The sequence below is a fragment of the Mucilaginibacter rubeus genome (genome assembly GCF_003286415.2).
In the GTDB taxonomy this organism is placed as follows: domain Bacteria; phylum Bacteroidota; class Bacteroidia; order Sphingobacteriales; family Sphingobacteriaceae; genus Mucilaginibacter; species Mucilaginibacter rubeus_A.
The window spans coordinates 6,675,265-6,699,257 of the sequence record NZ_CP043450.1 but is presented as its reverse complement, the minus strand read 5'-3'; the positions used below and the strand labels follow the sequence as shown (position 1 = coordinate 6,699,257).

Here is a 23,993-nt window from a genome sequence, read left to right as displayed (position 1 = left end):
TATTGAAATTCAAAGACGAAGGCATTTTTCAAGGCTCCATAACCATCCATAGCGCAACTGCCGCGGGCTTGTAACCCGTGGTTGCCATGGCTTAAGCTTTCAGCTTCAACCATGCTGAATTACAGGTACACTATCGCTAAACCCGCGACAGCCTATTTACCATTCCAATAAGTAAAAAATTGTCATTTCGAGGGAGCAGCGCGGGCCTCCGTCATGGGGCGAAAGAGAAATCTTATACGCCTTTTTAAGTCCTCTGTAATCGTCAAAACAAGGCGCATAAGACTTCTCCTCACGCCATCGCTTTATCCTTACTCCCGTTCGTAGATGACAAATGGCTTTGTTATATGTAGGCTGATCGACGCGTGCAAAATATCCAGGCACAAAAAAAGCAGATGAGTTACCCTCATCTGCTTTTTTATAAACAGTATATGCTAATTATTCACTATCCGCTTCTTCAGCTGTATCGTCAGCTTTTTTAGCTTTCGGAGTTGATGTTTTCTTCTTAGTAGTTTTCTCTACAGCATCTTCTTCAGCAGACGCGCTTTCAACAGCCTCAGGGTGATCAACTACTAATGATGGTGCCGGGGTAATACTATTCATGGTTGGTGCTTCTTCCACCAATACTGCGGGCTCAACTGGCGCAGCAGGCGCTTCAGTAACAGCAGCAGGCTTCTTAGCTGCTTTCACCGGCTCCGGGTCAACAAGCTCAGCTAATACAGTACGACCACCTTTTACCACATCACCAATATTTACTAATATTTTAGTACCAAGCGGCAGGAAAACATCCACCCTCGATCCAAATTTAATAAAGCCAAACTGCTGACCCTGATCAACAATATCGCCCTCTTTTACATACCATACAATACGACGGGCAAGCGCACCGGCTATCTGCCTGAACAATACGGTTACACCTTTGCTGTTTTCAATAGCGATGGTAGTACGCTCGTTTTCGGTTGATGACTTAGGGTGCCAGGCCACCAGGTATTTACCTTTGTGGTATTTAAAATAGCTCACCACCCCTGCAATAGGATTACGGTTTACGTGCACATTAACCGGCGACATGAAAACCGACAGCTGAATACGTTTATCTTTTAAAAATTCAGTTTCTTCTGTTTCTTCTATCACTACAACCTTACCATCGGCAGGGCACAGGATTGTATTTTCGGCTGTTTCAATATCGAAGAACGGGCTGCGGAAAAACTGCAGGATGATCAAAAATAAAGCACCCGAAAAAATGTAAACTATCCATTTTAGGGTATGCGCGGTTGGCATGTAAAACTGGATCAGCGCATTTAAAACAAAAATGAACAGGATAGTAATAGCGAGTGAGGTATAGCCTTCTTTATGTATGGTCATTATTTATATGGTTTAATACAAAACTACTAATTTGAAATTAAGTACAGGTATGCATATACAATTGGCGCGGCCATCAACAGGCCGTCAAACCTGTCGAGCAGGCCGCCGTGGCCCGGCAATATGCCTCCTGAGTCCTTTACGTTCAGGCTTCGTTTGAACATGGATTCAACCAGATCGCCCATGGTGCCAAAGTTTGAGATAATGAGCGACATGATGATCCAATCAAAGCGATTGTACTCTGTATAAAAATTGCTCAAAATATATGCCGCGAAAGCGCAGATCAGGATACCGCCGATAAAGCCCTCCCATGACTTTTTAGGTGAATGCCTCTCAAACAGTTTATTACGGCCAAACTTGCTGCCTACCAGGTAAGCCCCGGTATCGTTACTCCACAACATAATTAAAAAGCCGAGAGGTACGTGAAAGTTAAACACACCGTCGCCACGTGTAAAAGCCATAGCATGGAAAAACATAAACGGCACCACGGCCATTAATAAGCCCAGGTAAGTAAACCCGATATTGGTGAATGGCGCCTCAGATTTTTTGTACAATTCGCCTATCGGAATAAAACTAAGCAATATCGGCAGCAGTATAATATATTTATAAGCCGGGAAATAGCAATTAGCCGCGAAAAAGAAAAACAAGGTTACCCCGGCAAGCGCGCCTGTAAAACGCTCGGGCTGCATGCCGCCTTGTTTTACCAGCTTATAAAATTCCAGTAAACAAAACAGACTTAATAACAGGTAAAAAACACTAAATACATAAGAGCCTAACAAATTAGACCCAATCATTACGATAATAAAAAATAAGCCAGTGATGGCGCGTTGTTTCATATATTAATTTGATTGAGGATCATGATCTCAATGGCCTTACTAAAATCCTCCTGGTGAATATAAACCTCAATTTCGCCAAAATTGCGGTGCGATGAATCCTGCTTATTAAGCAAAACGGTGTCAATATGATGCCCGGTAAGCATCTGCTTAACAATTTCTGATTGGTAAAAATTAGTTGAAGTAAAAATTTTAACCCAGTTTTTTTCCATTTAACTCAACAGCGGGCTTTTTCCTTTAGCAGTATTTCTGTACATAAAAAGCAAAATTAAAATAATTATTACGCTTAACGCATAGCTCTGATAATTAAAAACGTGCTGATCATTAGGATCAAGCGTTATACGTTTTTGCGAATACAGGTACAGGATCACTACCTGGGTGGCATTATTTAAAAAATGTGCCCAAACGCTTGTCCAGATGCTGCCGCTCCACATCACAAAATAGCCAAAAAATACGCCCAATGCCACACGCGGCAAAAAGGTAAAAAACTCCATGTGGAAAGCACTGAACAATATGGCCGTGATCCAGATAGCCGCATGCGGGTTTCCTGTCCACCTGATCATGATAGTTTGCAAGCAACCCCTGAATAAAAATTCTTCGGCAATGGCAGTCAGCAAGCCAACAACCAGAACAGCGAAAAGCATATCTGATACGGTCTTCATCTGCAGCATAGCTTCCGTAGCTTTTTGGGCCTGGGCCTCCATAGCACGTAAAGCATCTTCTAAGCTCTTTAACGGGGCCGGCAGTACCAATTTCTGATTAACATTTACCAGCACTTCCATAACCGGCGATGAGCAGATCATGATAGATAGGATCAGCAGCAACAATACAGGTGGAAATTTGGGGGTAACTTTCAGATAATCTACAGGCTCCTTTACTATAAAACGCGCAAAAATTACAGGGGCCAGGTACAGCGGCAAGGTAGTGCTGATGATCTGCAATGTCCACAAAGCCGCGCCAACATGCGGGTTGTGCACATTAAAGGTAAAAGTATCGGTAAGCGTTTGTGTTCCGAATATGGCACCAATAATCCCCGCGGCTATTAAACTACAGACAATCAGCAGCCCGATAGTTAGGGCAATCAGTATAATAAATTGTAAAGACGGCGTTATTTGACTTCTCTGTGGCTGAGGCACTTGAATTGGGTCTTTTATCATTCGATGTAAAATTCGTATTTTTGCAGGCTAAAGATAAGGATGTCTGTAAAAATAGGAAATATTGATTTAGGAGAGTTCCCGCTGTTGCTGGCGCCGATGGAGGACGTGAGTGATCCGCCGTTCCGTTATGTGTGTAAGCAAAACGGCGCGGATATGATGTATACAGAGTTCATCTCCAGCGAGGGCCTCATCCGCGACGCGGCAAAAAGCAGGCAGAAGCTTGATATTTTTGAATACGAAAGGCCTATCGGTATCCAGATCTTCGGCAGCGATATCGATCACATGCGCGAAGCTACCGAGATTGCTACGCTGGCAGGGCCCGACCTGATGGATATCAACTACGGTTGCCCGGTAAAACAGGTGGCTTGCCGTGGTGCAGGTGCAAGCCTATTGCAGGATATTGATAAAATGGTTGCCATGACCAAAGCGGTTGTTGAGGCAACACATTTACCGGTAACTGTTAAAACCCGCCTTGGCTGGGACGATAACACCAAAAATGTTTACGAAGTTGCCGAACGCCTGCAGGATGTTGGCATCAAGGCGCTTACTATACATGGCCGCACCCGTGCGCAGATGTATAAAGGCGTGGCCGACTGGGCGCTGATAAGGGATATCAAGAAAAACCCGCGTATAAAAATCCCCATTTTCGGCAATGGCGACATCGATTCGCCCGAAAAAGCCGCGGCATGGCGAATGGAATATGAGGTTGATGGCATGATGATAGGTCGTGCGGCTATCGGTTATCCGTGGATTTTTCGCGAAATAAAGCACTATTTTAAAACCGGCGAATACCTGGATAAGCCCACAATTGCCGAGCGCGTTGCTGCATGCAAAGCACATTTATACAAATCAATAGAATGGAAAGGGCCAAAAACAGGCATTTTTGAGATGCGCAGGCACTATTCTAACTACTTTAAAGGGATAGATCATTTCAAAGAGTTCAGGATGCGTTTTGTTACTGCCCCTGATCTTGAATCAGTTGACCAGATCCTGGCCGAGATTGAAGAAAAATATGCCATTGAAATGGCTTAATATTTGCTCCCTTTCTATATATTTGAAATAAACGATACTTGTCACATGGTTACCACTATTACTGAGGGTGTTAAGGTTTCCATAGAAACCATATATCAGCCGGAGTATTCAAACCCGGCAAACGATCATTTTATGTTTGCCTATAAAGTAAGCATCGAAAACATGACCAACTACGCCATCAGGTTGATGAGCCGCCATTGGTATATATTTGACTCAAACGGTGCAAAGCGTGAAGTGGAGGGTGAAGGTGTAGTGGGCCAGCAACCGGTTATTGAACCGGGCCATACGCACGAGTATGTGTCAGGCTGCAACCTTAAAACCGATATGGGCAATATGAAAGGCGAATACCACATGGTTCGTATGTTGGATAATGCCAATTTCAATGTACAGATCCCGGAATTTTATCTGATAGCGCCTTACAGACTGAATTAAGAGTCAAGACAGCAAGATTCAAGAAACAAGATTTTAAAATATGAAGCCCTAACTGAATAAGCAGTTAGGGCTTCTTTATATAATGTACTTTGGGGGCAATTGTTAGCTTAGCGTTGTCTTTCCCGGTGTGGGGCCGCCTGATGCCGCGCGGGCACCTGCCTTTGTGGAGTTCTGGCCCGTTGCTGATTTACCGGCCTTGGCTGATTACCTTCAGGCCTTTGTTGATTATTTACCGGTCTTGGCTGGTTGCTAACCGGATGATCGGTACTTTCTGAAGGGCGGGGCCTTGCGGGATTATTGTCGGCATTGCTCCTTGAGGATGGCCGGGCATTGTTTCCGTCAGATGCAAAACGGTTTCCGTTAACCCTGTTCATAGCTGTAGTTACCGGCTGTCCGTTATTTACCTTAGCAAACTGGCTCCTGTCTTTAACCGCAATCTGCCGGTGACTAACCTGATCTGACGTTGGTTGCAGATGCGCATCCCTTTCAGCCGCGCGGTCCTGCGGTCTGGGCTGAGCAGTTACGCCACCCGGGCCGTTAAAGCTGTTGTTATTAACTGTAACATTATTTACAACCGTTTTATTGATATAGGTATTATGCACAACCGTATTATTAACATTCACAACGGCTGTATTGTACTGAAATGAATTACCGGCCCAACGACCGCCCACATAGCCGGTGCCAACATAACCGTAGCCATAGTTTACACCACCATAAAATCCAATATGCGGCCCCCAGTAGCCTTCATGGAAAACATATACAGCACCATTGTATCCCCAGTAACCGGGTGTCCATAAATATCCAACCCTTGGCGGGCTTACCCATACGCCGGGAACCCAATAATATCCACCATCCTGGTCATAAGCCCAATAACCGGGAGTCCATAAATATCCATCAACAGGACAAGGGGGTTGTGTATATGTTGGCAAAACAGGCGGAGCGATATTAACTGATACACCTACACTGATTTGCGCATAGGTTTTAACCGATGCTATTGATATGACCAAAAGCACCATAAACACACTTACTATCTTTTTCATAATCTCGATTTTACCCAAACCTACCTGTGCGACATGAACATTGCATTAAGTTTTGGACGGTTAAATGAACGGATTATGAAGTTAGCCTTAGAGACAGCAAGAAGTCAAGAGTCAGGAACCAAGAAAGAAACAGAAACAAGAAGTCAATATCTAAGAACCAAGAAAGAAACAGAAGCAAGAAATCAAGATTCAAGAACCAAGAAAGAAGCAGAAGCAAGAAGTCAAGATTCAAGAGCCAAAAAAGAAAACTCTGAAAATAAAAAAGCTCCAACCGAATAATCGGTTAGAGCTTTTTTGGTGAATGTCAACCTAAAACATTCTTGTTTCCTGGCTCCTGCTATCCTGCTTCTGTCTCGGCTCTTGAATCTTGACTTCCTGACTCTCTCTTAATTCCTTCTGTTATTAAACAAAAACGAAGCATAGTAAACCAAAGTTGCCAAAGCGCTCAGCGCGGCTACTACATAGGTCATGGCGGCCCACCATAGGGCATCCTTTGCCATTTCATGTTCCTGACCGGTTTGTACTACAGCATAATTATTATCCAACCATGCTAAGGCACGACGGCTCGCATCAAACTCAACCGGCAAGGTTATGAAGCTAAAAAATGTAACCAGCGCCAATGCGGCCACACCTACGGCTAAAACATAAGGACTCCCGGAAAAGAACAGCAACATAATGCCGATAAACAAAGTCCACTGGGTAATGGTTGATGCCACATTAATAGCGGGTACCATAGCCGAGCGGAAACTTAGCCAGCCATAGGCTTCGGCATGCTGCACGGCATGACCGCATTCGTGCGCGGCAACCGCGGCTGCAGCTATACTCCTGCTGTAAAAAACATCGGTACTCAGGTTAACTGTTTTTGTTTCGGGGTTATAATGGTCGGTAAGTTGCCCTTCAACACAAATTACCTGTACATCAAATATGCCATGAGCGCGCAGCATTTTCACGGCTACTTCCTGGCCCGATAAGCCCGACAATAAGCCGATTTCAGAATACTGCTTAAATTTACTCCTGAACCGCCATTGTACAATGAAGCTTACCAGGGCAACAATAATCATCAGGAACCAGGCCGAGTTAGGCGCTATGTATCCCATAATTAATGAAATGTGATTCATATGATTGATAAAATATATTTAAATAAAACTAAGTAGTTTAAAACACTATAAACGTTACAGCTCCTGTTCAAAAATTATTCCGCTTTACTTAAAGCACCGGTAAATCATTACCTTTTTGTGTCCCGATTACTTATTTTTGATATCAATGGAGCCATCATTTTCATACTGGGAACGCACCGCATTTACCGATAATGCCGATGTAATTATCATAGGCAGCGGTCTCGTGGGCTTAAGCGCAGCGCTTCACTTAAAAAAACAGCAGCCGGCGCTAAAAGTTTTGGTATTGGAACGAGGCTTTTTACCATCCGGCGCCAGTACTAAAAACGCTGGTTTCGCGTGTTTTGGTACAGTTTCGGAGCAAATTGATTTAATAAATCAGTCATCCGAAGAAGAGGCCATGCGCCTGGTTGCTTACAAATGGAACGGGCTTCAGCGTTTAAGGCAAAACCTGGGCGATGAGGCGATAGATTATTATCAACATGGCGGCCACGAACTGTTCATGAATCATGAGGAAAACCATGCTCAGGAGTGTATCGATCAGATAGATCATCTCAATAAATTATTTCAGCAAGCCATTGGTCGGGCTGACATTTATGCAGTAGCGGATGAAAAAATTGCAGGATTTGGCTTAAAAAAGATAAAGCATATCATCTACAACCCGTTTGAAGGGCAGATCCACACGGGAAAAATGATGCGTACTTTGTTATATAAAGTTTATGAGCTTGGCGTATTAGTACTTAATAATTGCAGTATCTCCGGTATTGAACAGGAGAATGACCATATCAGGTTGAACACCTCGCAAGGTATTTTTAAAGCAGGTAAAGTGATCCTGGCTACTAACGCCTTTGCAAGCCAGCTTTATCCAGAACTTGATGTGGTGCCGGGTCGCGGGCAGGTGATGGTTACCCAGCCGGTTCCGGGGTTGAAACTTAAAGGCACTTATCATTTTAATCAGGGCTATTACTATTTCCGCAATATCGATAACAGGGTACTGTTTGGAGGAGGCCGTAATATTAACTACAAAGCCGAAGAAACCTGGGATTTCGGCCATACCGATGAGGTAAAACAACAACTGATAACTTATCTGAACGAAGTGATCCTGCCAGGACAAAACGTAGTGGTTGATTACTGGTGGAGCGGCATCATGGGTTTTGGGCAGGAGATCAGCCCGATAGTTAAACAAATACAGCCCGGCATTTTTTGTGCTGTAAGGTGCAATGGCATGGGGGTAGCTATGGGAAGTTTAGTGGGCGAGGAAGTGGCGGAGTTGTTGTTGAAAACATTATAATATCCTGCCCGCAAAGGCGCGATTTTTCTTCTCCGGTTAACAGGACACTTCTTAGTGCACACCGCACAAAAATTTGTTACTTTTGCCCTTATTGCTATACTAATTTATGAGCGAAGAAAGATCACTGAACTTTATAGAGGAAATTGTTGAAGAAGACCTGGCTGCCGGTAAAAACGACAACCGTGTACTTACCCGTTTCCCGCCCGAGCCTAATGGTTACCTGCATATTGGCCACGCCAAGTCAATTTGCCTTAACTTTGGTTTGGCAAAAAAATATAATGGCCTTACCAACCTCCGTTTTGACGATACTAACCCAGTTAAAGAGGATGTTGAATATGTTGACAGCATTAAAGAAGATGTAAAATGGCTTGGCTTTGATTGGGCCAATGAACTTTACGCTTCTGATTATTTCGACCAGCTATACAACTTTGCTGTCGGGCTGATCAAAAATAACCTGGCTTACGTTGACGACAGCACTGCTGAAGAAATTGCTGCTCAAAAAGGTACGCCAACCGAACCGGGTACACCAAATCAATACCGCAGCCGCTCGGTTGAAGAAAACCTGCAGCTGTTTGCCGACATGAAAGATGGCAAATATCCTGATGGAGCCAAAGTACTTCGTGCAAAACTCGACCTGGCAGCACCAAATATGCACCTGCGCGACCCATTGATGTACCGCATTAAACACGCCCATCACCACCGTACAGGCGATAAATGGTGCATTTACCCAATGTATGATTTCGCGCACGGACAGTCGGATGCTATTGAGGAGATCACACACTCTATCTGTACGCTGGAGTTTGTACCTCACCGTCCGCTATACGATTGGTTTATTGAACAACTGCATATCTTCCCGTCAAAACAATACGAGTTTGCCCGCTTAAACCTTAACTATACGGTGATGAGCAAGCGCAAGCTGCTGCAACTGGTTAACGAAAACTTCGTTGATGGCTGGGACGATCCGCGCATGCCTACTATCAGTGGTTTACGCCGTCGTGGTTATACGCCGGCTTCTATCCGCGAGTTTTGTGAGCGTATCGGTGTAGCTAAACGCGAAAACATGATCGACGTTGGTTTGCTGGAGTTCTGTATCCGTGAAGATCTGAACAAAACGGCATGGCGTCGTATGGCTGTGCTTGACCCGGTTAAACTGATCCTGGATAACTACCCTGAGGGCGAAACCGAAGTTATGCATGGCGAAAACAACCCGGAAGTTGAAGGTGGTGATGGTGGCAGGGATATACCATTCGGTCGTGAGCTATGGATAGAGCGCGAGGACTTTATGGAAGTAGCGCCTAAAAAATTCTTCCGTTTAGGCATTGGTTTGATGGTACGCCTTAAAAACGCCTATATCATCAAAGGCGAAAGCATTGTTAAAGATGCAGATGGCAATATCACCGAAATTCATTGCAGCTACCTGCCCGAGTCAAAATCAGGCAATGATACCAGCGGCATCAACGTAAAAGGCACCATCCACTGGGTAAGTGTTGAACACGCTAAAACTGCAGAGGTGAGGTTATACGATCGTTTATTCCAGGTTGAGGACCCATCAAACGAGGATGGCGACTTCAAGGACTACATAAACCCTAACAGCCTGCATGTACTATCAACCGTGTATATTGAACCAGACCTGGTTAATGCCGAGTTAGGCAAACCGGTTCAGTTTATGCGTAAAGGCTATTTTACTTTAGATAAAAACTCAACTCAGGATAAATTGGTATTTAACCGCACCGTTACGCTTAAAGACGGCTGGGGTAAGAAATAAGCCCCCCGGCCCCCTAAAGGGGGAGTTTTTGATATAAAAAAGCGATTGAGCCAAAACTCAATCGCTTTTTTATTGATCTCATCACAATGAGTGCATCTTATTTCGCCCAGTTACCTACGGTAACCACCTCTGCCTGACGAGGGAATATCTTAGTGATTAACAACTCATGTACTTCATTATCAGTATCCGCGCAGCAATCTGTAACTATGGTAAGTTCGTAATCCTTATCAGATGCTTCACGAACGGTTGATAGCACCACACCGCTGGTGGCAATACCTGTTAATACGAGATGGTTAATGTTAAAACTTCTCAATACCACTTCCAGGTCGCTGCCTGCAAAGGCGCTTACGCGTCGTTTGATAACGATCAGTTCACCATCGGCCGGGGCCAGCTCCGGGATCACCTGCATAAACTGGTTCATATCGGCCCCGGCAAAGCGTTGTTTAGCTGCCGAGAAGCCCTTGTTGCGGCTGCTTACCTCGGGTGCGCCCGGCCTGAAACCAACCACTACATAAATTACCGGGATGTTTTTGCTACGGGCTGTAGCTATGGTTTTTTTCAGATTGGCAATAAGTGATTGAGCATCGGGTATTGCACCTATAATACCTACCTGCATGTCCATAACCAGCAGGGCTGTATTTATTGTATTTTGTTCCATTTTATGTTCTTATAGTTTATCAAATTTAAGGCCTACTTATATCGGCCGCTTTATTCTTTATCCTTATGCTGAAAGTGGGCACTCAACCACAAACTAAGCACGGCAATCCCCAGGAAAAACACGACTAACGAAGTCACATTATCAACGCTCACGTGACCCGTTGTGAACAACAGGAAACCGATAATAAGGTTAAACAATGCCCAGGTTACATTTACGGTAGCTGATGAAAGTCCTTTGCCAGGAGGCTTGGCAAAAGGTGTAGGAAATCTATTCCCGGAAATACCGCTAACAAAATGCGGAACAACATTAGCGAGGAATGCTCCCGCGAAGAAACAAGCTATATACTGATACCAGATCATATTCAAAATTTTGATGGCAAAATTGAGGATTATGATGCACGTACACCTGTGACAATAATCACAATCGACAAATCAGTTTTTGGAACGAATGCGACTTAAAGTTTCGCGGGTGACACCGATATAGGATGCCAGTTGCGAGAGCGAAATGCGTTGAAGCAATCGCGGGTTATTCTTTTCGATAAAATGGTACCGTTCGGCAGGGGTGTAGATTTTAAAGAGTTCACTGTGCTCTTCCGAAGCCAGCAACAGTCGTACTGCTACACGGCGTACAAACAACGCCATAAGCGGCAGATCAATATGCTTAGAAGCGATTTTGTCCCAATCAAAAATATAAACTATCGCTTTTTCACCAGTCTCAATGGTGTACTCGGAAGGATTACGGGATTTAAAGCTCCTGAGGTTGGAAGTAAACCCTTTTTCAAACGTAAAATTGAGATTAATAACAACGCCATCTTTATTATACCATGTGCGCAGATAACCTTCCTCAACAAAATAAAAATGCCGGCAAACCTGCCCTACCTCTAAAACCGCTTCACCTTTTTTTAATTCGTGCCGGGTAACACAATTCAGCAACATCGATAAGTCCTCGTCTGGCATATCCACAACGGCTTTGATAGCATTAATTAATGGTTCGTTATCCATTTAGCGATGTTCGAATGTTGTAAAGGTAGCAGAAAATGAGGATTATGGATCTAAAGGGCCGACTTCATCTAAATATGCATTTACTTATTACATAATCACTTCATTGCGAAGAACGAAGCAATGGCGAACTGTGCAGAGCTGCCATACTAATCGAGGATTGCTTCGTACCTCGCAATGACGTGTGTAAACAAAAAAGGGCCTAAACATTTAGGCCCTTTCGCTATAAATAACAAATATTACTCTTTACTTTCCAATGCCGCGGCAGCCGGTTCATCAACAAACCACTCTACCTCGCCAGATATCGAATCAATAAGCTGAGCTGGATACAGTTCAATATCCTCGTCATCTTCCAGTATGTGTTTTACAGCTTCGGCTTTACCTGCTCCGTAAACTAAAAACGCTATTTGGGCTGCGTCATTAATAAGCGGTGCGTTAAGGGTAATGCGCCATACCTGCTGATCTTCCAGCCATACTTCTTTCACACCGGGCACACGATCATGCAATACAGGTGTATACGGGAATAGTGATGCTGTATGTGAATTATCGCCCAGACCTAATAATACCAGGTCAAAACTTGCTTCATCATCGTCAAAAAACGCAGAGATCACTTCCCAGTATTTAGCGGCTGCCTCGGCAGGTCCAAATGATGTTTCAACCGGGAAAATTTGTGCCGGGCTTATCATCAATGGCTCAAACAAGGCCTTTTTAGCCATCAGGTAATTGCTGTCTTTATGATCATGGGGCACGTTGCGCTCATCTCCAAAAAAGAAGAAAACCTTTTCCCAGTTTACCTGGTCGGCATAGGTTGTTGAAGCCAGCAGTTCATATAGCTTTTTAGGTGAGCTGCCGCCCGAAAGCGCCACACTGAACTTGCCGTTTTTGTTGATAGCTTCCGTAGCCAGGGTAACAAAATGATCGGCCAGCCCGGTTAATACTTCATCTTCCGTGTTATAGATATTCAGTGTCATTAGCTTTTTATTTTTTACCGTTTACAGGTAAGGTGAACCAATTATAGCCATCGCGGGCAATTAAAGCTTCAGCAGCTTCTGGGCCCCATGAATCGGCAGAATAATTAGGGAAATTCAGGCTCTTTTTGCTTTGCCATGTATTCAGGATAGGCATTACCAGTTCCCATGCAGCTTCCACCTGGTCGCCACGCATAAACAAAGTCTGATCGCCCATCATGGTATCCAATATCAGCGTTTCGTAAGCTTCAGGAGCCTGGTTGGTATAAGTACCTTTATAGTCAAACACCATATCAACAGCGTTTAATACCATATCAATACCAGGGCGTTTAGCCTGAACCTGTAAACGGATACTCATCTCTGGCTGTATGCTGATGATAAGCCTGTTTTGCTGCCAGCTTTCTGTTGCTTCGGCAGGGAAAATCTGGTGCGGAACATCCTTAAACTGGATGGTAATAACCGATGATGACTGGTGCAGCCTTTTACCTGTACGCAGGTAGAAAGGAACACCTTGCCAGCGCCAGTTATCGATGAAAAACTTAATAGCCGCAAAAGTTTCAGTATTTGACTCTTTGTCAACTTTTGGTTCTTCACGGTAGCCGGGCACTTCGCGGCCTTTCATCCATCCGCTGCCATACTGGCCTCTAACAGTCGAATTACGAACGTCTTCGGCTGTAAATTTGCGCATGGCTTTCAGCACGTCAACTTTACGGTCACGTACCTCATCGGCGCTGAAGCTTACCGGTGGCTCCATTGCGATGTGACAAAGTAACTGCAACAAGTGGTTTTGGATCATATCCCTCATAGCACCTGAGCCATCGTAATAATCGCCGCGTTCTTCAACGCCCAATTGCTCAGTAACCGAGATCTGTACGTGCTCGATATAATTACGGTTCCAAAGCGGCTCCATAATGGAGTTGGCAAAACGGAAGGCCATAATATTCTGAACGGTTTCTTTGCCCAGGTAATGGTCAATACGATAGATCTGGCACTCGTCAAAAATGCTTTTTAACAATGCGTTCAGGTCTTTCGCTGTTTCCAGGTCATGACCAAACGGTTTCTCAATGATGATCCTTACGCGTTTTTTATCTTCAGCCAGTTTAGCTTTTGATATGTTCGTCGCGATGATAGGGAAGAAATTAGGTGCTACTGCAAGATAGAATAACACGTTTGCCTTGGTTTTCCACTCAGCGTTGTGTTTTTCAATGCGTTTGCCAAACTCTTTGTATGTTTCAAAATCGTTAGCGTCAGATACCTGGTAGTAAACGTTTTTTACAAACTCCGCCCATTGTTTATCGTCGGTTTTACCGCTGCGCGAAAACTGGTTGATATCCCTGTGCAGGTTCTCCCTGAATTGCTCGTCGGTAAGTTTGGTACGACCAGTACCTATAATAGAAAATTGCTTAGGCATCCAACCGTCCAAAAACAGGTTGTATAGAGCCGGTGCAATTTTACGTGCATTTAAATCGCCTGTACCACCAAAAATGATAAATATGGTAGGTTCTGATTTAGCTGTTGTGCTCATTGTTGTGTTTTAATTAAAACCGTTAATTAATCGTTTGCCGGAGCCCATTGTGTATGGAAAACGCCTTCTTTACCGATAAGCTCATAAGTGTGCGCGCCAAAATAATCACGCTGGGCCTGGGTAAGGTTTGAAGGCATCCTTTCGCTGCGGAAAGCATCAAAGTAACTTAATGCCGAAGCATAACCCGGAGTAGCAACACCGGCAGCAATTGTAGCCGATAATACTTTCCTGATGCCCGGTAAAGTTTCTTTAACAAGTGCCGCTACATCACTGTCAAGCAACAGGTGCGGCAATGCTTTATCTTTATTATACGCGTTGTAAATATCATTCAGGAATTCTGAACGGATGATACAGCCGCCTCTCCAGATCTTTGCGATTTCGCCAAGGTGAAGGTCGTAGTTAAATTCTTCTGACGCTTTAGTAAGCAGGTGCATACCTTGTGCATAAGTAAGGATGCTGGTAAAGTAGAAAGCCTGCTCTAAAGCAACCAATAACTCTTCTTTGCTGCCGTTAAGCCCTATTGGATCGTTGTAAACGGTTGAAGCTTGTTCACGTAACGATTTGTATTTAGAAAGGTCGCGCATTGATACTGAAGTATCGATGGTTGGGATAGGGGTTACCAGGTCCATAGCCACCTGCGATGTCCATTTACCGGTACCTTTAGCCTTTGCTTCGTCCTTAATATCATCCAACAATAAATGATCGGTACCCGGAGCTTTGTATTTGAAAATATCTTTAGTAATATCTAACAGGAATGATTGTAAACGACCTTCGTTCCATTTAGCAAACAGATCGCCAATTTCTTCGTTGCTTGCTTTTAATCCTTTTTTCAGGATCTCGTAAGTTTCGGCAATTACCTGCATGATACCGTATTCGATACCGTTGTGCACCATTTTAACAAAGTGACCTGACGCGCCAGGGCCAATGTAGGTAACGCAAGGCTCGCCATTAACTTTAGCGGCAATGGCTTCAAAAATAGGTTTCATTACAGCATAAGCATCCTTATCGCCACCCGGCATCATGCTCGGGCCGCGGCGGGCACCCTCTTCACCACCAGATACACCCATACCAAAGAAATGAAGGCCTTTAGCTTCCAATTCTTCAACACGGCGGTTGGTATCGGTAAAGTGCGAGTTACCGCCATCAATCAGGATATCGCCTTTTTCTAACAACGGGGTTAATTCCTCAATTACGGCGTCAACAATTTTACCGGCAGGTACCAGCATCATGATAGCCCTTGGCGTGGTTAAGCTTTGTATAAACTCTTTAACATCGGAAAAACCTTTGGCTTCCCTGTCGCCAGCTTCCTGGTTTAATGAATCTACTTTACCGGTATCTTTATCGTGTCCGGCAACCGCGAAGCCATGATCGGCCATGTTCAGCAGCAGGCTGCGACCCATAACACCCAGGCCTATCATACCAAAGGCGTATTTGTTTTCTGTTGCGCTCATTTTGTTTTGAGGTTTTCTTTTTTAAGTGTTTCTAAAATTTTCTTGGTGCCTTCAAGGCTGGTATGCTGAAATGCACGGATACCCAGTTTTTGCGCTGTATCAACAAACATTTTCCTGTCGTCAAAATACACGCATTGTTGCGGCGATGCCTGGGCAATACCCATGGCCAATTGCCAGATACCGGGATCGGGTTTACGCATTTTCACTTCGCATGATGATACAAAAGCATCAAAACACTCATGTAGTTTAAATTTGCGTACACGGTAATCGTTCAGTTCTTTACCCTCGTTGTTCACCGATATAATACGGAAGCCGCAATCCTTTTTCCAATCCTTTAAAAATTGCAGCATCGGCAATTCAACAGACGTAGAGTAGATAAAATCCTTAAAATCTTCGCGTACAAAATCCCTTGGGTGGTTAAATATCACCGTATCAAGGTATTCATCAAGCGTGATGCTGCCAATTTCGTATACGTTGAAAATAAAGTTGTGCAGGGCGTTAACCTCGGCGTAGTCGAGTTTAAAACGTTTGGCCGCTTCTTCACGGGCCTCATGTCCCCATCCGTTTGACAGCAGAATGCCGCCCACGTCAAAAAAAAGGATCTTCAGATCAGCAACTTCCATAGATGTAGTTTTTATTGAAGTCGGGAGTCTTTAGTCTTAAGTTCGAAGTCAAATTATTCCGACTTCGAACTCAAAACTTTCGACTTAAGACTCAGAGCTTAATTATTTGTTTTTTTGTACTTCGATAGCATTCAACAGCTTTTCAAATGGCTTGTTGAATTTCTCGATGCCTTCGTCTTCCAGTTGCTGGGTTACAGCAGCCAGATCGATACCTAAAGAAGGTAGTTTTGCCAGGATCTCGGTAGCTTTATCTAAACCTGCTTCCAAAGTGTTTGCTGCAATACCATGATCACGGAAAGCGTCAACAGTTTCCAAAGGAACGGTATCAACAGTATCCGGGCCAATTAATGCCTCAACATATTTGGTATCTTTAAACGCAGGGTTTTTGCTACCGGTACTTGCCCAAAGCAAACGCTGTGGCTGTGCACCTTGCTCAGCAAGTTTTTTCCACCTTTCGCTGCTGAATACGCGTTTGTAAATTTCATAGGCTTTTTTTGCCGACGCGATAGCAACTTCACCATATAATTCTTTTTCGCCTTTAGCTTCGATGATTGGGTCAACAACCACGTCGATACGGCTCAGAAAGAAACTTGCTACTGATGCAATGTGTGCGATTTTGTGACCGGCAGCTAAGTGCTCTTCCAAACCTGCAATGTATGCTTCAGTTACTTCTTCGTAACGCTCTAAACCAAAAAGCAGGGTAACGTTAATGTTGATACCTTTTGCAATTGATTGCTGAATAGCGGCCAAACCCGGTTTAGTGCCAGGGATCTTGATCATTACGTTTTCACGGTCAACTTTTTTCCAAAGTTCTTCGGCTTGTTTAGCAGTACCTTCGGTATCTAAAGCCAAAAACGGAGAAACTTCAAGGCTTACATAACCGTCAACTTTGTTTGACTCTTCGTAAACACCTTTAAACAGGTCGGCAGCAGCCTGGATATCTTTAACAGCAATTTCAAAAAATAATTTTTCGTTGTCGGTTTCGGATTTAAGAGCAGCGATATCAGCATCGTAATCAGAACTGCTGCTGATAGCTTTTTCAAAAATTGCAGGGTTTGAAGTAACGCCGCGTACGCCGTCAACGTCAATTAATTCTTTAAGTTTTCCTGAAGAGATGATCTCACGGTCAATAAAATCAAGCCAGATACTCTGACCAAAACCATGTATCTGCGCTACATTATTAGTTGCCATAATGGGGTTCGTTTTTGTTTGTTAATTATTTTGTTAAAAGCGCGATGAAGGTAGCAAAAATTACTACCAAATCGGTCTGTTATGTAAAGTTCTTAATAAGAATGCCCTTAATTGTAAGGTTTATATCATACTTTGTTAACATATCATTGTTAAGCCGGAAGTTCTAAGTCTTAAGTCAAAAGTCTTGTTTTTCCTGACTTCGGACTTGCGACTTTAGACTCCTGACTTCAGACTAATTATTAGCCGCCATAATGATATTCAGATCAAAGCCGATAAAAAGCCCGCTTTCAATTACTCCTGTTATCGATTTAATATCCCGCTCAAAACTTTTACCGATCTCATTAAACTTAGCATCCAATACCAGGTTGCCATTTTCTGAAATTATCGGGCCGTCTTTACCTTTTGCAGGGCGAATAGTTAGCTCCGTTGCCCCCAAACTTTTCAGTTCCTTTTCAACATAAGGCAATGCTTGCGGAAAAACCTCAATAGGCACCGGAAATTTCGAGCCTAACTTATCAACCATCTTTGATTCGTCGACAATGATATAGCTAACCGCACTTGAGCTGATCAGCAACTTTTCTTTAAACATGGCCCCGCCACGTCCTTTAATCAGGCTCTTATCCGGATCAACCTCATCGGCACCGTCAAACAGCCAGTCGGGTTTATGCTCATACAGGGTAGTTACAGGCAAACCCAGTTTGGCGCAGAACATAGTAAGTTCAACCGATGTTGGGATAGCCTTTACATTCAGCTTTTCATCTTTTACCCTTTGGGCAATAGCCACCAGTGCCAGGTACGATGTTGAGCCTGAGCCAACACCTATAATATCGCCATCCTTAACTTTTGCCGCTATTTCTGCAGCTACCTTTTGTTTGCCTTCGATATTGATGATCTTATCGGCCCACTCCAGGTTATTTATCAGGTTGCTGTTCCAGTTCATTTTTTATTTAGATGTGAGATTTGAGACATGAGATTTGAGATAGGAAACTTAGCCAGTGGCAAAATCTAACATCTCACATTTCACGCCCCAAATCTATGTGTGTGAGATAAGAAATCTTCCGCCGCGGGCAAAATCTCAAATCTCACATCTAATATCTCAAATCTATAAAAGCGCCTTAGCTCTTTTAACAACGTTATCAACAGTGAAGCCGAAGTGTTTGTACAGATCTTCAGCCGGGGCCGATTCACCAAAAGTCGTCATGCCCAGCATATCGCCTTCGTCGGTGGTGTATTTATGCCAGCCCATTGGTGATGCCATTTCAACAGCCAAACGTTTTCTGCTTGCTTTAGGGAACACCGACTCTTTGTAAGCCGCATCCTGTTTTTCAAACAGCTCCCATGATGGCATACTTACCACACGGGTTGAAATACCTTCTGCTTCCAGTTTTTCCTGCGCCTGCATTACCAGTGCTACTTCAGATCCGGTCGCGATTAAGATTAAATCAGGGCCTTTGCTGCCTTCTGAAAGGATGTAAGCACCTTTTTCCAGGTTTTCGGCTTTACCGTATTTATCCTGATCAAGGATAGGTAAACCCTGACGGGTGAATACCAATACAGTAGGACCGCCTTTTTTCTCGATGGCAACACGCCATGCATGAGCGCTTTCGTTAGCATCAGCCGGACGGATCACGGTTAAGTTTGGTATAGAGCGTAAAGAAGCCAATTGCTCGATAGGTTGGTGGGTGGTACCATCCTCGCCCAAACCAATACTGTCATGGGTATAAACAAAAATCGGGTTTATTTTCATGATGGCAGCCAAACGGATTGGCGGGCGCATATATTCAGAGAACATCAGGAAGGTAGCACCGAAAGGTAGCAAGCCTTTGGTTAAAGCCATACCATTTAAAGCCGAACCCATAGCATGCTCACGGATACCGAAGTGGAAGTTACGGCCTGCACGGTTTTCTGATGTAAATGAATCGTATTCTTTCAGATTAGTTTCGGTTGATGGGGCAAGGTCAGCCGCGCCACCAATCAGGTTTGGTAATGCAGGGGCAATAGCGTTCAATACTTTGCCTGACGCCTGGCGGGTTGCCATTTTAGGGTCTGAACCTTTAAATACCGGCAGTTTATCTTTCCAGCCTGCAGGTAATTCGCCTTTAGCGGCAGCTTCATATTCAGCAGCTAATTCAGGGAATTTAGCTTTATAATCGGCAAATAATTTGTTCCATTTTTCTTCAACGGCTGCACCACGGGCACCTTTGGTGTGGTAATAATCCAACACTTCGTCAGATACGTTGAATGACTTGTCAGGATCAAAACCGAAGAACTGTTTTACCAGTTTAATTTCGTCGGCACCAAGCGGCGACCCGTGTGAACCTGCAGTACCTGATTTATTAGGGCTACCGTAAGCAATTAGTGAACGAACACGGATAAATGATGGTTTTTGAGTTTCGGCTTTGGCGTTAATGATAGCCAACTCAAGTGCATGGGTATCATTAACATCGGTTAAATCCTGTACATGCCAGCCGTATGCACGGAAACGGGCGCTTACATCCTCATTAAATGCAATATCGGTGCTGCCTTCAATAGAGATGTGGTTATCATCATATAAATAGATCAGGTTACCCAATTGCAGGTGACCGGCTAATGAAGCTGCTTCTGAAGTTACACCTTCCATCAAATCGCCATCGCTGCAAATGGTGTAAATATTGTAGTTGAACAGCTCAAAACCAGGCTTGTTGTAACGTGCTGCTAAATGTTTCTGCGCTATCGCGAAACCAACAGCATTAGCAAAACCTTGGCCCAGCGGACCGGTAGTTACTTCAACGCCCGGAGCCAAACCGTATTCCGGGTGACCGGCAGTTTTGCTGTTCAACTGGCGAAACTGTTTGATATCATCTAAAGAAAGATCATAGCCGGTTAAATACAAAAAGTTGTATTGTAAAATACAGGCGTGACCGGCTGAAAGGATAAACCTGTCGCGATTTGCCCAATCAGGGTTTTTAGGATTGTAGTTTAAAAACTTTGTCCATAAAACGTGGCCCATTGGCGCAAGCGCCATAGCGGTACCAGGGTGGCCTGAATTTGCTTTTTGCACGGCATCGGCTGCCAATACCCTTACGGTATCTATTGCCAATTTTTCTATGTCTTTTTGGTTTTCCATTTTATTTATCAGGTATTGTAGTTAGTGTTAGTTTTCTGTTTACTCGGTAGGTGTTGCAAGTTTGCGTTTGGTTTTGCTTTCGCTTTCATCGTCGCGCCAAAGCCTTGCTCCTCCTTTGATACCATCGGCATTGGTAACTATCTTCATGTTTTTATCAAGCTTAAAAGTAAGCTCGTCTGAATTGCCGCCGCCAATGTATAAAGTATCGTAATTAAATACGGTTTTCAGTATTTTGAAAACCTTCTTCATGCGCTTGTTCCATTTTTCTTTGCCTTCTTTTTCCAAAGCCTTCTCGCCTATATAGTTATCATAGGTAATGCCCTCCTTTATCGGAAGATGGGCCAGTTCAAAATGGGGCAATAAATGACCGTCCATTAACAAAGCGGTACCAAAACCGGTGCCCAGGGTTATCACCATTTCAAGGCCTTTACCTGCTACTACACCAAGGCCCTGCATATCGGCATCATTTACTACCTGCGCAGGTTTACCTAATGCTTTTTCCAGTTTTTTACTCAGGTCAACATCAGCCCAATAATCGGTACCCAGGTTTGGCGCGGTTTTAACAACCCCGTTTTTTACATAACCCGGAAAGCCAACTGATATTTTATCATATGCCGGAAAATCCTTTACAAGGGTGTTGATAGCTTTTATAACATTATCAGGATTTGCAGGAGCGGGAGTAGGTATCTTATCATACTCCATTTTTAAATCCCCTTTTTTATTCAGGATAGTGGCTTTAATGTGTGAACCACCGATATCGATTGAGAGAACCCTTAGCTGGGATGGTGTTTTTTTCATTTAGCGTAATTTATTTAGCTGGTTAGCAATTTGGTGAAACCCTTAGTTCCCAGCGCATAAATATCACATTTTAATAATATCAAATTGTTAAATAATCTGATAAAATCAATTTATCGTCCTTAAGCAACGAGGTAAAGTTAGCGCTGCTTTTATTTAACAAGCCAATTTTTAAAAGCATTTTTACTTATGCGTGGCAAAATCAGTGTAATTAACGTAAAATGTTAATAACGTTGTAAAATTTTTCAGATAATTAAATTGTTAGTACCTGTTTTAAGCGTAAAAGTTTTCCCTTTCCATACAAAAATGCCGGATGTACCTTTCGGAAGCGTTACGTTTATATTCCATTTTCCATTGTTAAACAAATATTTGGCATAAACCTTTCCGTTTGGATGAGGTACTTCGGCACGGATGCTTTTAATCTGCCCCAAATGAGGCTCAATTTTTACTTTGCTGAAGCCCGACGCATAAGTATCTACTCCTACAATAGTGCGGTAAAACTCGATGTTAGGGCTTGCACCCCAGGCGTGGCAGTCAGAACGGTTATGGTCAAGATCCGAGATCTCGGCCCAGGTGGTTAAGCCCATTTTGATATTATCCCGCCAAATGCTGAGCCAGTTCAGGTAATCATCGCCCAGGCCACCTTTTACCATGGCCTGGTGCAGGTAGTATTTAAAATAGATGGTGCATTTGGTAAGCGTGGCATCATTCAATAGTTTTAAACTGATATCATGTGCGCCTGCACTGTTTACCATGCCAGCCAATACAGCTATTGAATTGGTATGCTGAGAGAATAGCTGCTTATCCTCGGTATCCGCATAAAGCATTTTACCTGCATCCCAATATTTGTTTTGGATAGCGGTTTTCAATTGCGCCGCTTTGGCTTTGTACATTGCAGCAAACGCGGGCATCCCCATTTTTGCTTCCATCTCGCCGGCTTGTTGATAAGCCCACATCAACTGCAGATCTAATATGGCCGATGTACCTTTGGCGCTTTTAGGAGCCTGACCAAAATCCCAGCCTTTATCGCTCACCCAATCAACAAATGTCCAGTAGGGCGTGTCTTTTAGCGAGCCATCTGCCTGTTGGTATTTGCTGAAAAAGTTGAGTACATCACGCATGCCTGGCAGCTTATCTTTGATAAACAAACTATCGGGGCGATACATCCAATAATCATGCAGCATACCTATGTACCATAACGAAAAAGTGGAAATAATTTGAGGCGAGAACGAAGGATGACGACTTAAGGTTATCCCCTCGGCCAGCCGCGAATGATCCATCTGATTGATGGCATTGCGTACCAGGCGGTCGTCGCCACTATTATAAAAGGATACCAGCGCCTGGATGCGGGTATCACCAACATATTGCAGCTGTTCGTAATACGGGCAGTCGGTATAGGTTTCTCCGGCGCAAAGGCGGGCGGTGCGCCAGCCAATATCCAGCATCTGTTGCATTTCGGGATTAGATGTTTCCAGTTTGGCATTCATTTTAAACGGATATCCAGTGAATGTTCCGTAGATATCGTCGATGATCAAAGGTTCATCTTTGGTAGTTATTTTTACCTCGATATACCTGAACGTGCGCCAGGTTAACGTAGTGAATGAATTGCCCGTAGCCCCATCAGCAACAATGCTATCCCTGCGGCCAACAAATATCTTTCCGTCAACATCATTACGATTGCCTTTAACTGTCCCTTCGGGACCAGTCAGCGTTTTAAATAATGATTCGGTATAACTAATGCCGATGCCTGCATTTTTCCCCTTGCTGAAATTGAGTGTTACAAAGGCGTTGGTTAAATACGTTTGATCGAGCAGCAAAGTAGCAGAGGTGTTTGCAGGAATAGTGACCGCCGTTTTGCTTGCCGGAAACGACGGCGGAACAGTTACACCATCTGCTTTTCTTAAAACTGGGATCCTTTGCAGGGTCATTTCCATGGCGGGTATGGATGAAGGTACCAACATCCAGCCAAAGGCATTGGTAACACCTTTAGGGTTTCCGTTATCAATGCGGATGGCGTTTTTCCAGTTGCTATCATCAAGTCCTGTGGTATTCCAGTTTTTTATGGATTGGTTCAGATCCACCCGTTCGCCTGGCCCCGCTACATAATAAGGATGCCAGCCGATACCGGTAATGGGTTGAAATGATTTATCGCGGATGCATTTCCAGGTTTTATTGGTGTTGATGATCTCTTCATTCGGGGTATCGCCCTGCATAATAAAACCAGTTTGCAGGGAAATCTGCGCCTCGGGCCTGTAATCGCCATCGTTCCAGACTACCGCGGCTATGAGGTTTTTACCAGGCTGAAGATATGGGGCCAGATCAACCGTTTCATAGTTCCAGTAATAGGTATCCCCCCGCGCAGGGCCTAATGAAACCAGCGTTTTATTTACGTATAGTTTATAGCGATTATCCGCAGATACATGAACCACAAACGACGCAGGCTTAGCGATAAGCTCAATATCCTTCCTGAAATAATAAACCCCGTATTCCTTTAAAGATTCCTGTGGAACGGTGATCCACGATGCTTTCCATTGATATTTCAACAGACCCGGATTTGTGGTTTGTGCATACGTAGACGCTGTAATTAAAAGAAAAAATACAAAAAAGCCGCGCTTAAAGAAACTCATCATGAAATAGTGTGGTTTATAGGTGATTGGCAA

At 43.9% G+C, this 23,993-nt stretch carries 22 protein-coding genes and 1 pseudogene; 5 read left to right on the top strand and 18 right to left on the bottom strand.

Annotated elements, in window-relative coordinates; translation table 11 throughout:
* Nucleotides 1-702 precede the first annotated feature (702 nt).
* The 4 genes and pseudogenes from DEO27_RS27215 to DEO27_RS27200 form a co-directional block, all read right to left on the bottom strand.
* Nucleotides 703-1,356 (bottom strand): annotated as a pseudogene (locus DEO27_RS27215) (phosphatidylserine decarboxylase family protein); the annotation flags it as partial.
* A gap of 26 nt (nucleotides 1,357-1,382) precedes the next feature.
* Nucleotides 1,383-2,189 carry a phosphatidate cytidylyltransferase gene (locus DEO27_RS27210; RefSeq protein ID WP_112571422.1) on the bottom strand — a complete coding sequence of 269 codons (807 nt, stop codon included), beginning with the start codon at nucleotides 2,187-2,189 and terminating at the stop codon, nucleotides 1,383-1,385.
* Complete coding sequence (locus DEO27_RS27205; protein ID WP_091210011.1) at nucleotides 2,186-2,398, bottom strand: DUF2007 domain-containing protein; 213 nt, start codon at nucleotides 2,396-2,398, stop codon at nucleotides 2,186-2,188. Before DEO27_RS27205 ends, DEO27_RS27210 begins: the two co-directional genes overlap by 4 nt.
* Nucleotides 2,399-3,343 carry a CPBP family intramembrane glutamic endopeptidase gene (locus DEO27_RS27200; protein WP_112571424.1) on the bottom strand — a complete coding sequence of 315 codons (945 nt, stop codon included), beginning with the start codon at nucleotides 3,341-3,343 and terminating at the stop codon, nucleotides 2,399-2,401.
* Nucleotides 3,344-3,382: 39 nt separating this feature from the next.
* Here DEO27_RS27200 and dusB point away from each other — a divergent pair, with 39 nt between their 5' ends.
* Nucleotides 3,383-4,375, top strand: coding sequence for a tRNA dihydrouridine synthase DusB (gene dusB / locus DEO27_RS27195; protein ID WP_112571426.1), 993 nt, complete (start codon nucleotides 3,383-3,385; stop codon nucleotides 4,373-4,375).
* Between the two features lie 45 nt (nucleotides 4,376-4,420).
* Complete coding sequence (gene apaG, locus DEO27_RS27190) at nucleotides 4,421-4,807, top strand: Co2+/Mg2+ efflux protein ApaG (protein WP_112571428.1); 387 nt, start codon at nucleotides 4,421-4,423, stop codon at nucleotides 4,805-4,807.
* Nucleotides 4,808-4,914: 107 nt separating this feature from the next.
* On the opposite strand, the gene DEO27_RS27185 is transcribed toward apaG, so the two are convergent.
* A complete protein-coding gene (locus DEO27_RS27185; RefSeq protein WP_223818069.1) occupies nucleotides 4,915-5,847 on the bottom strand; it encodes a YXWGXW repeat-containing protein in 933 nt (310 codons plus the stop codon).
* 33 nt (nucleotides 5,848-5,880) lie between these two features.
* On the opposite strand from DEO27_RS27185, the gene DEO27_RS27180 reads away from it, so the two are divergent.
* The gene (locus DEO27_RS27180; RefSeq protein ID WP_112571430.1) at nucleotides 5,881-6,126 is read left to right on the top strand and encodes a hypothetical protein; all 246 of its coding nucleotides are present in this window, start codon (nucleotides 5,881-5,883) and stop codon (nucleotides 6,124-6,126) included.
* Between the two features lie 107 nt (nucleotides 6,127-6,233).
* Here DEO27_RS27180 and DEO27_RS27175 read toward each other — a convergent pair whose 3' ends face one another.
* Nucleotides 6,234-6,944, bottom strand: coding sequence for a zinc metallopeptidase (locus tag DEO27_RS27175; RefSeq protein ID WP_223818068.1), 711 nt, complete (start codon nucleotides 6,942-6,944; stop codon nucleotides 6,234-6,236).
* A gap of 166 nt (nucleotides 6,945-7,110) precedes the next feature.
* Here DEO27_RS27175 and DEO27_RS27170 point away from each other — a divergent pair, with 166 nt between their 5' ends.
* Nucleotides 7,111-8,253 (top strand): NAD(P)/FAD-dependent oxidoreductase, encoded by a 1,143-nt coding sequence (locus tag DEO27_RS27170; RefSeq protein ID WP_112571434.1) that lies wholly within the window; start codon nucleotides 7,111-7,113, stop codon nucleotides 8,251-8,253.
* Nucleotides 8,254-8,359: 106 nt separating this feature from the next.
* Nucleotides 8,360-10,018, top strand: coding sequence for a glutamine--tRNA ligase/YqeY domain fusion protein (locus tag DEO27_RS27165; protein ID WP_112571436.1), 1,659 nt, complete (start codon nucleotides 8,360-8,362; stop codon nucleotides 10,016-10,018).
* Nucleotides 10,019-10,115: 97 nt separating this feature from the next.
* Here DEO27_RS27165 and DEO27_RS27160 read toward each other — a convergent pair whose 3' ends face one another.
* From DEO27_RS27160 to DEO27_RS27105, 12 genes are all read right to left on the bottom strand, one after another.
* Nucleotides 10,116-10,676 carry a cysteine hydrolase family protein gene (locus DEO27_RS27160; RefSeq protein WP_112571438.1) on the bottom strand — a complete coding sequence of 187 codons (561 nt, stop codon included), beginning with the start codon at nucleotides 10,674-10,676 and terminating at the stop codon, nucleotides 10,116-10,118.
* Between the two features lie 50 nt (nucleotides 10,677-10,726).
* Nucleotides 10,727-11,035 carry a hypothetical protein gene (locus DEO27_RS27155; RefSeq protein WP_112571440.1) on the bottom strand — a complete coding sequence of 103 codons (309 nt, stop codon included), beginning with the start codon at nucleotides 11,033-11,035 and terminating at the stop codon, nucleotides 10,727-10,729.
* Between the two features lie 72 nt (nucleotides 11,036-11,107).
* Entirely contained in the window at nucleotides 11,108-11,677 is a 570-nt protein-coding gene (locus tag DEO27_RS27150) for a Crp/Fnr family transcriptional regulator (RefSeq protein WP_112571442.1), read from the bottom strand.
* 236 nt (nucleotides 11,678-11,913) lie between these two features.
* Nucleotides 11,914-12,645, bottom strand: coding sequence for a 6-phosphogluconolactonase (gene pgl, locus DEO27_RS27145; RefSeq protein WP_112571444.1), 732 nt, complete (start codon nucleotides 12,643-12,645; stop codon nucleotides 11,914-11,916).
* Nucleotides 12,646-12,652: 7 nt separating this feature from the next.
* Complete coding sequence (gene zwf / locus DEO27_RS27140; protein WP_112571446.1) at nucleotides 12,653-14,167, bottom strand: glucose-6-phosphate dehydrogenase; 1,515 nt, start codon at nucleotides 14,165-14,167, stop codon at nucleotides 12,653-12,655.
* 26 nt (nucleotides 14,168-14,193) lie between these two features.
* The gene (gndA, locus tag DEO27_RS27135) at nucleotides 14,194-15,618 is read right to left on the bottom strand and encodes an NADP-dependent phosphogluconate dehydrogenase (RefSeq protein ID WP_112571448.1); all 1,425 of its coding nucleotides are present in this window, start codon (nucleotides 15,616-15,618) and stop codon (nucleotides 14,194-14,196) included.
* Nucleotides 15,615-16,241: an HAD family hydrolase gene (locus tag DEO27_RS27130; RefSeq protein ID WP_112571450.1), complete on the bottom strand. Its 627-nt coding sequence runs from the start codon at nucleotides 16,239-16,241 to the stop codon at nucleotides 15,615-15,617. The genes gndA and DEO27_RS27130 overlap by 4 nt, the downstream gene beginning before the upstream one ends.
* 102 nt (nucleotides 16,242-16,343) lie before the next feature.
* The gene (tal, locus tag DEO27_RS27125) at nucleotides 16,344-17,432 is read right to left on the bottom strand and encodes a transaldolase (protein WP_112571452.1); all 1,089 of its coding nucleotides are present in this window, start codon (nucleotides 17,430-17,432) and stop codon (nucleotides 16,344-16,346) included.
* 232 nt (nucleotides 17,433-17,664) lie between these two features.
* Entirely contained in the window at nucleotides 17,665-18,372 is a 708-nt protein-coding gene (rpiA, locus tag DEO27_RS27120; protein ID WP_112571454.1) for a ribose 5-phosphate isomerase A, read from the bottom strand.
* A gap of 162 nt (nucleotides 18,373-18,534) precedes the next feature.
* The gene (gene tkt, locus DEO27_RS27115; protein ID WP_112571456.1) at nucleotides 18,535-20,538 is read right to left on the bottom strand and encodes a transketolase; all 2,004 of its coding nucleotides are present in this window, start codon (nucleotides 20,536-20,538) and stop codon (nucleotides 18,535-18,537) included.
* A gap of 39 nt (nucleotides 20,539-20,577) precedes the next feature.
* Complete coding sequence (locus DEO27_RS27110) at nucleotides 20,578-21,336, bottom strand: ROK family protein (RefSeq protein ID WP_112571458.1); 759 nt, start codon at nucleotides 21,334-21,336, stop codon at nucleotides 20,578-20,580.
* A 242-nt stretch (nucleotides 21,337-21,578) separates the two neighbouring features.
* The gene (locus DEO27_RS27105; RefSeq protein ID WP_223818067.1) at nucleotides 21,579-23,963 is read right to left on the bottom strand and encodes an alpha-L-rhamnosidase C-terminal domain-containing protein; all 2,385 of its coding nucleotides are present in this window, start codon (nucleotides 23,961-23,963) and stop codon (nucleotides 21,579-21,581) included.
* Nucleotides 23,964-23,993: the final 30 nt, after the last annotated feature.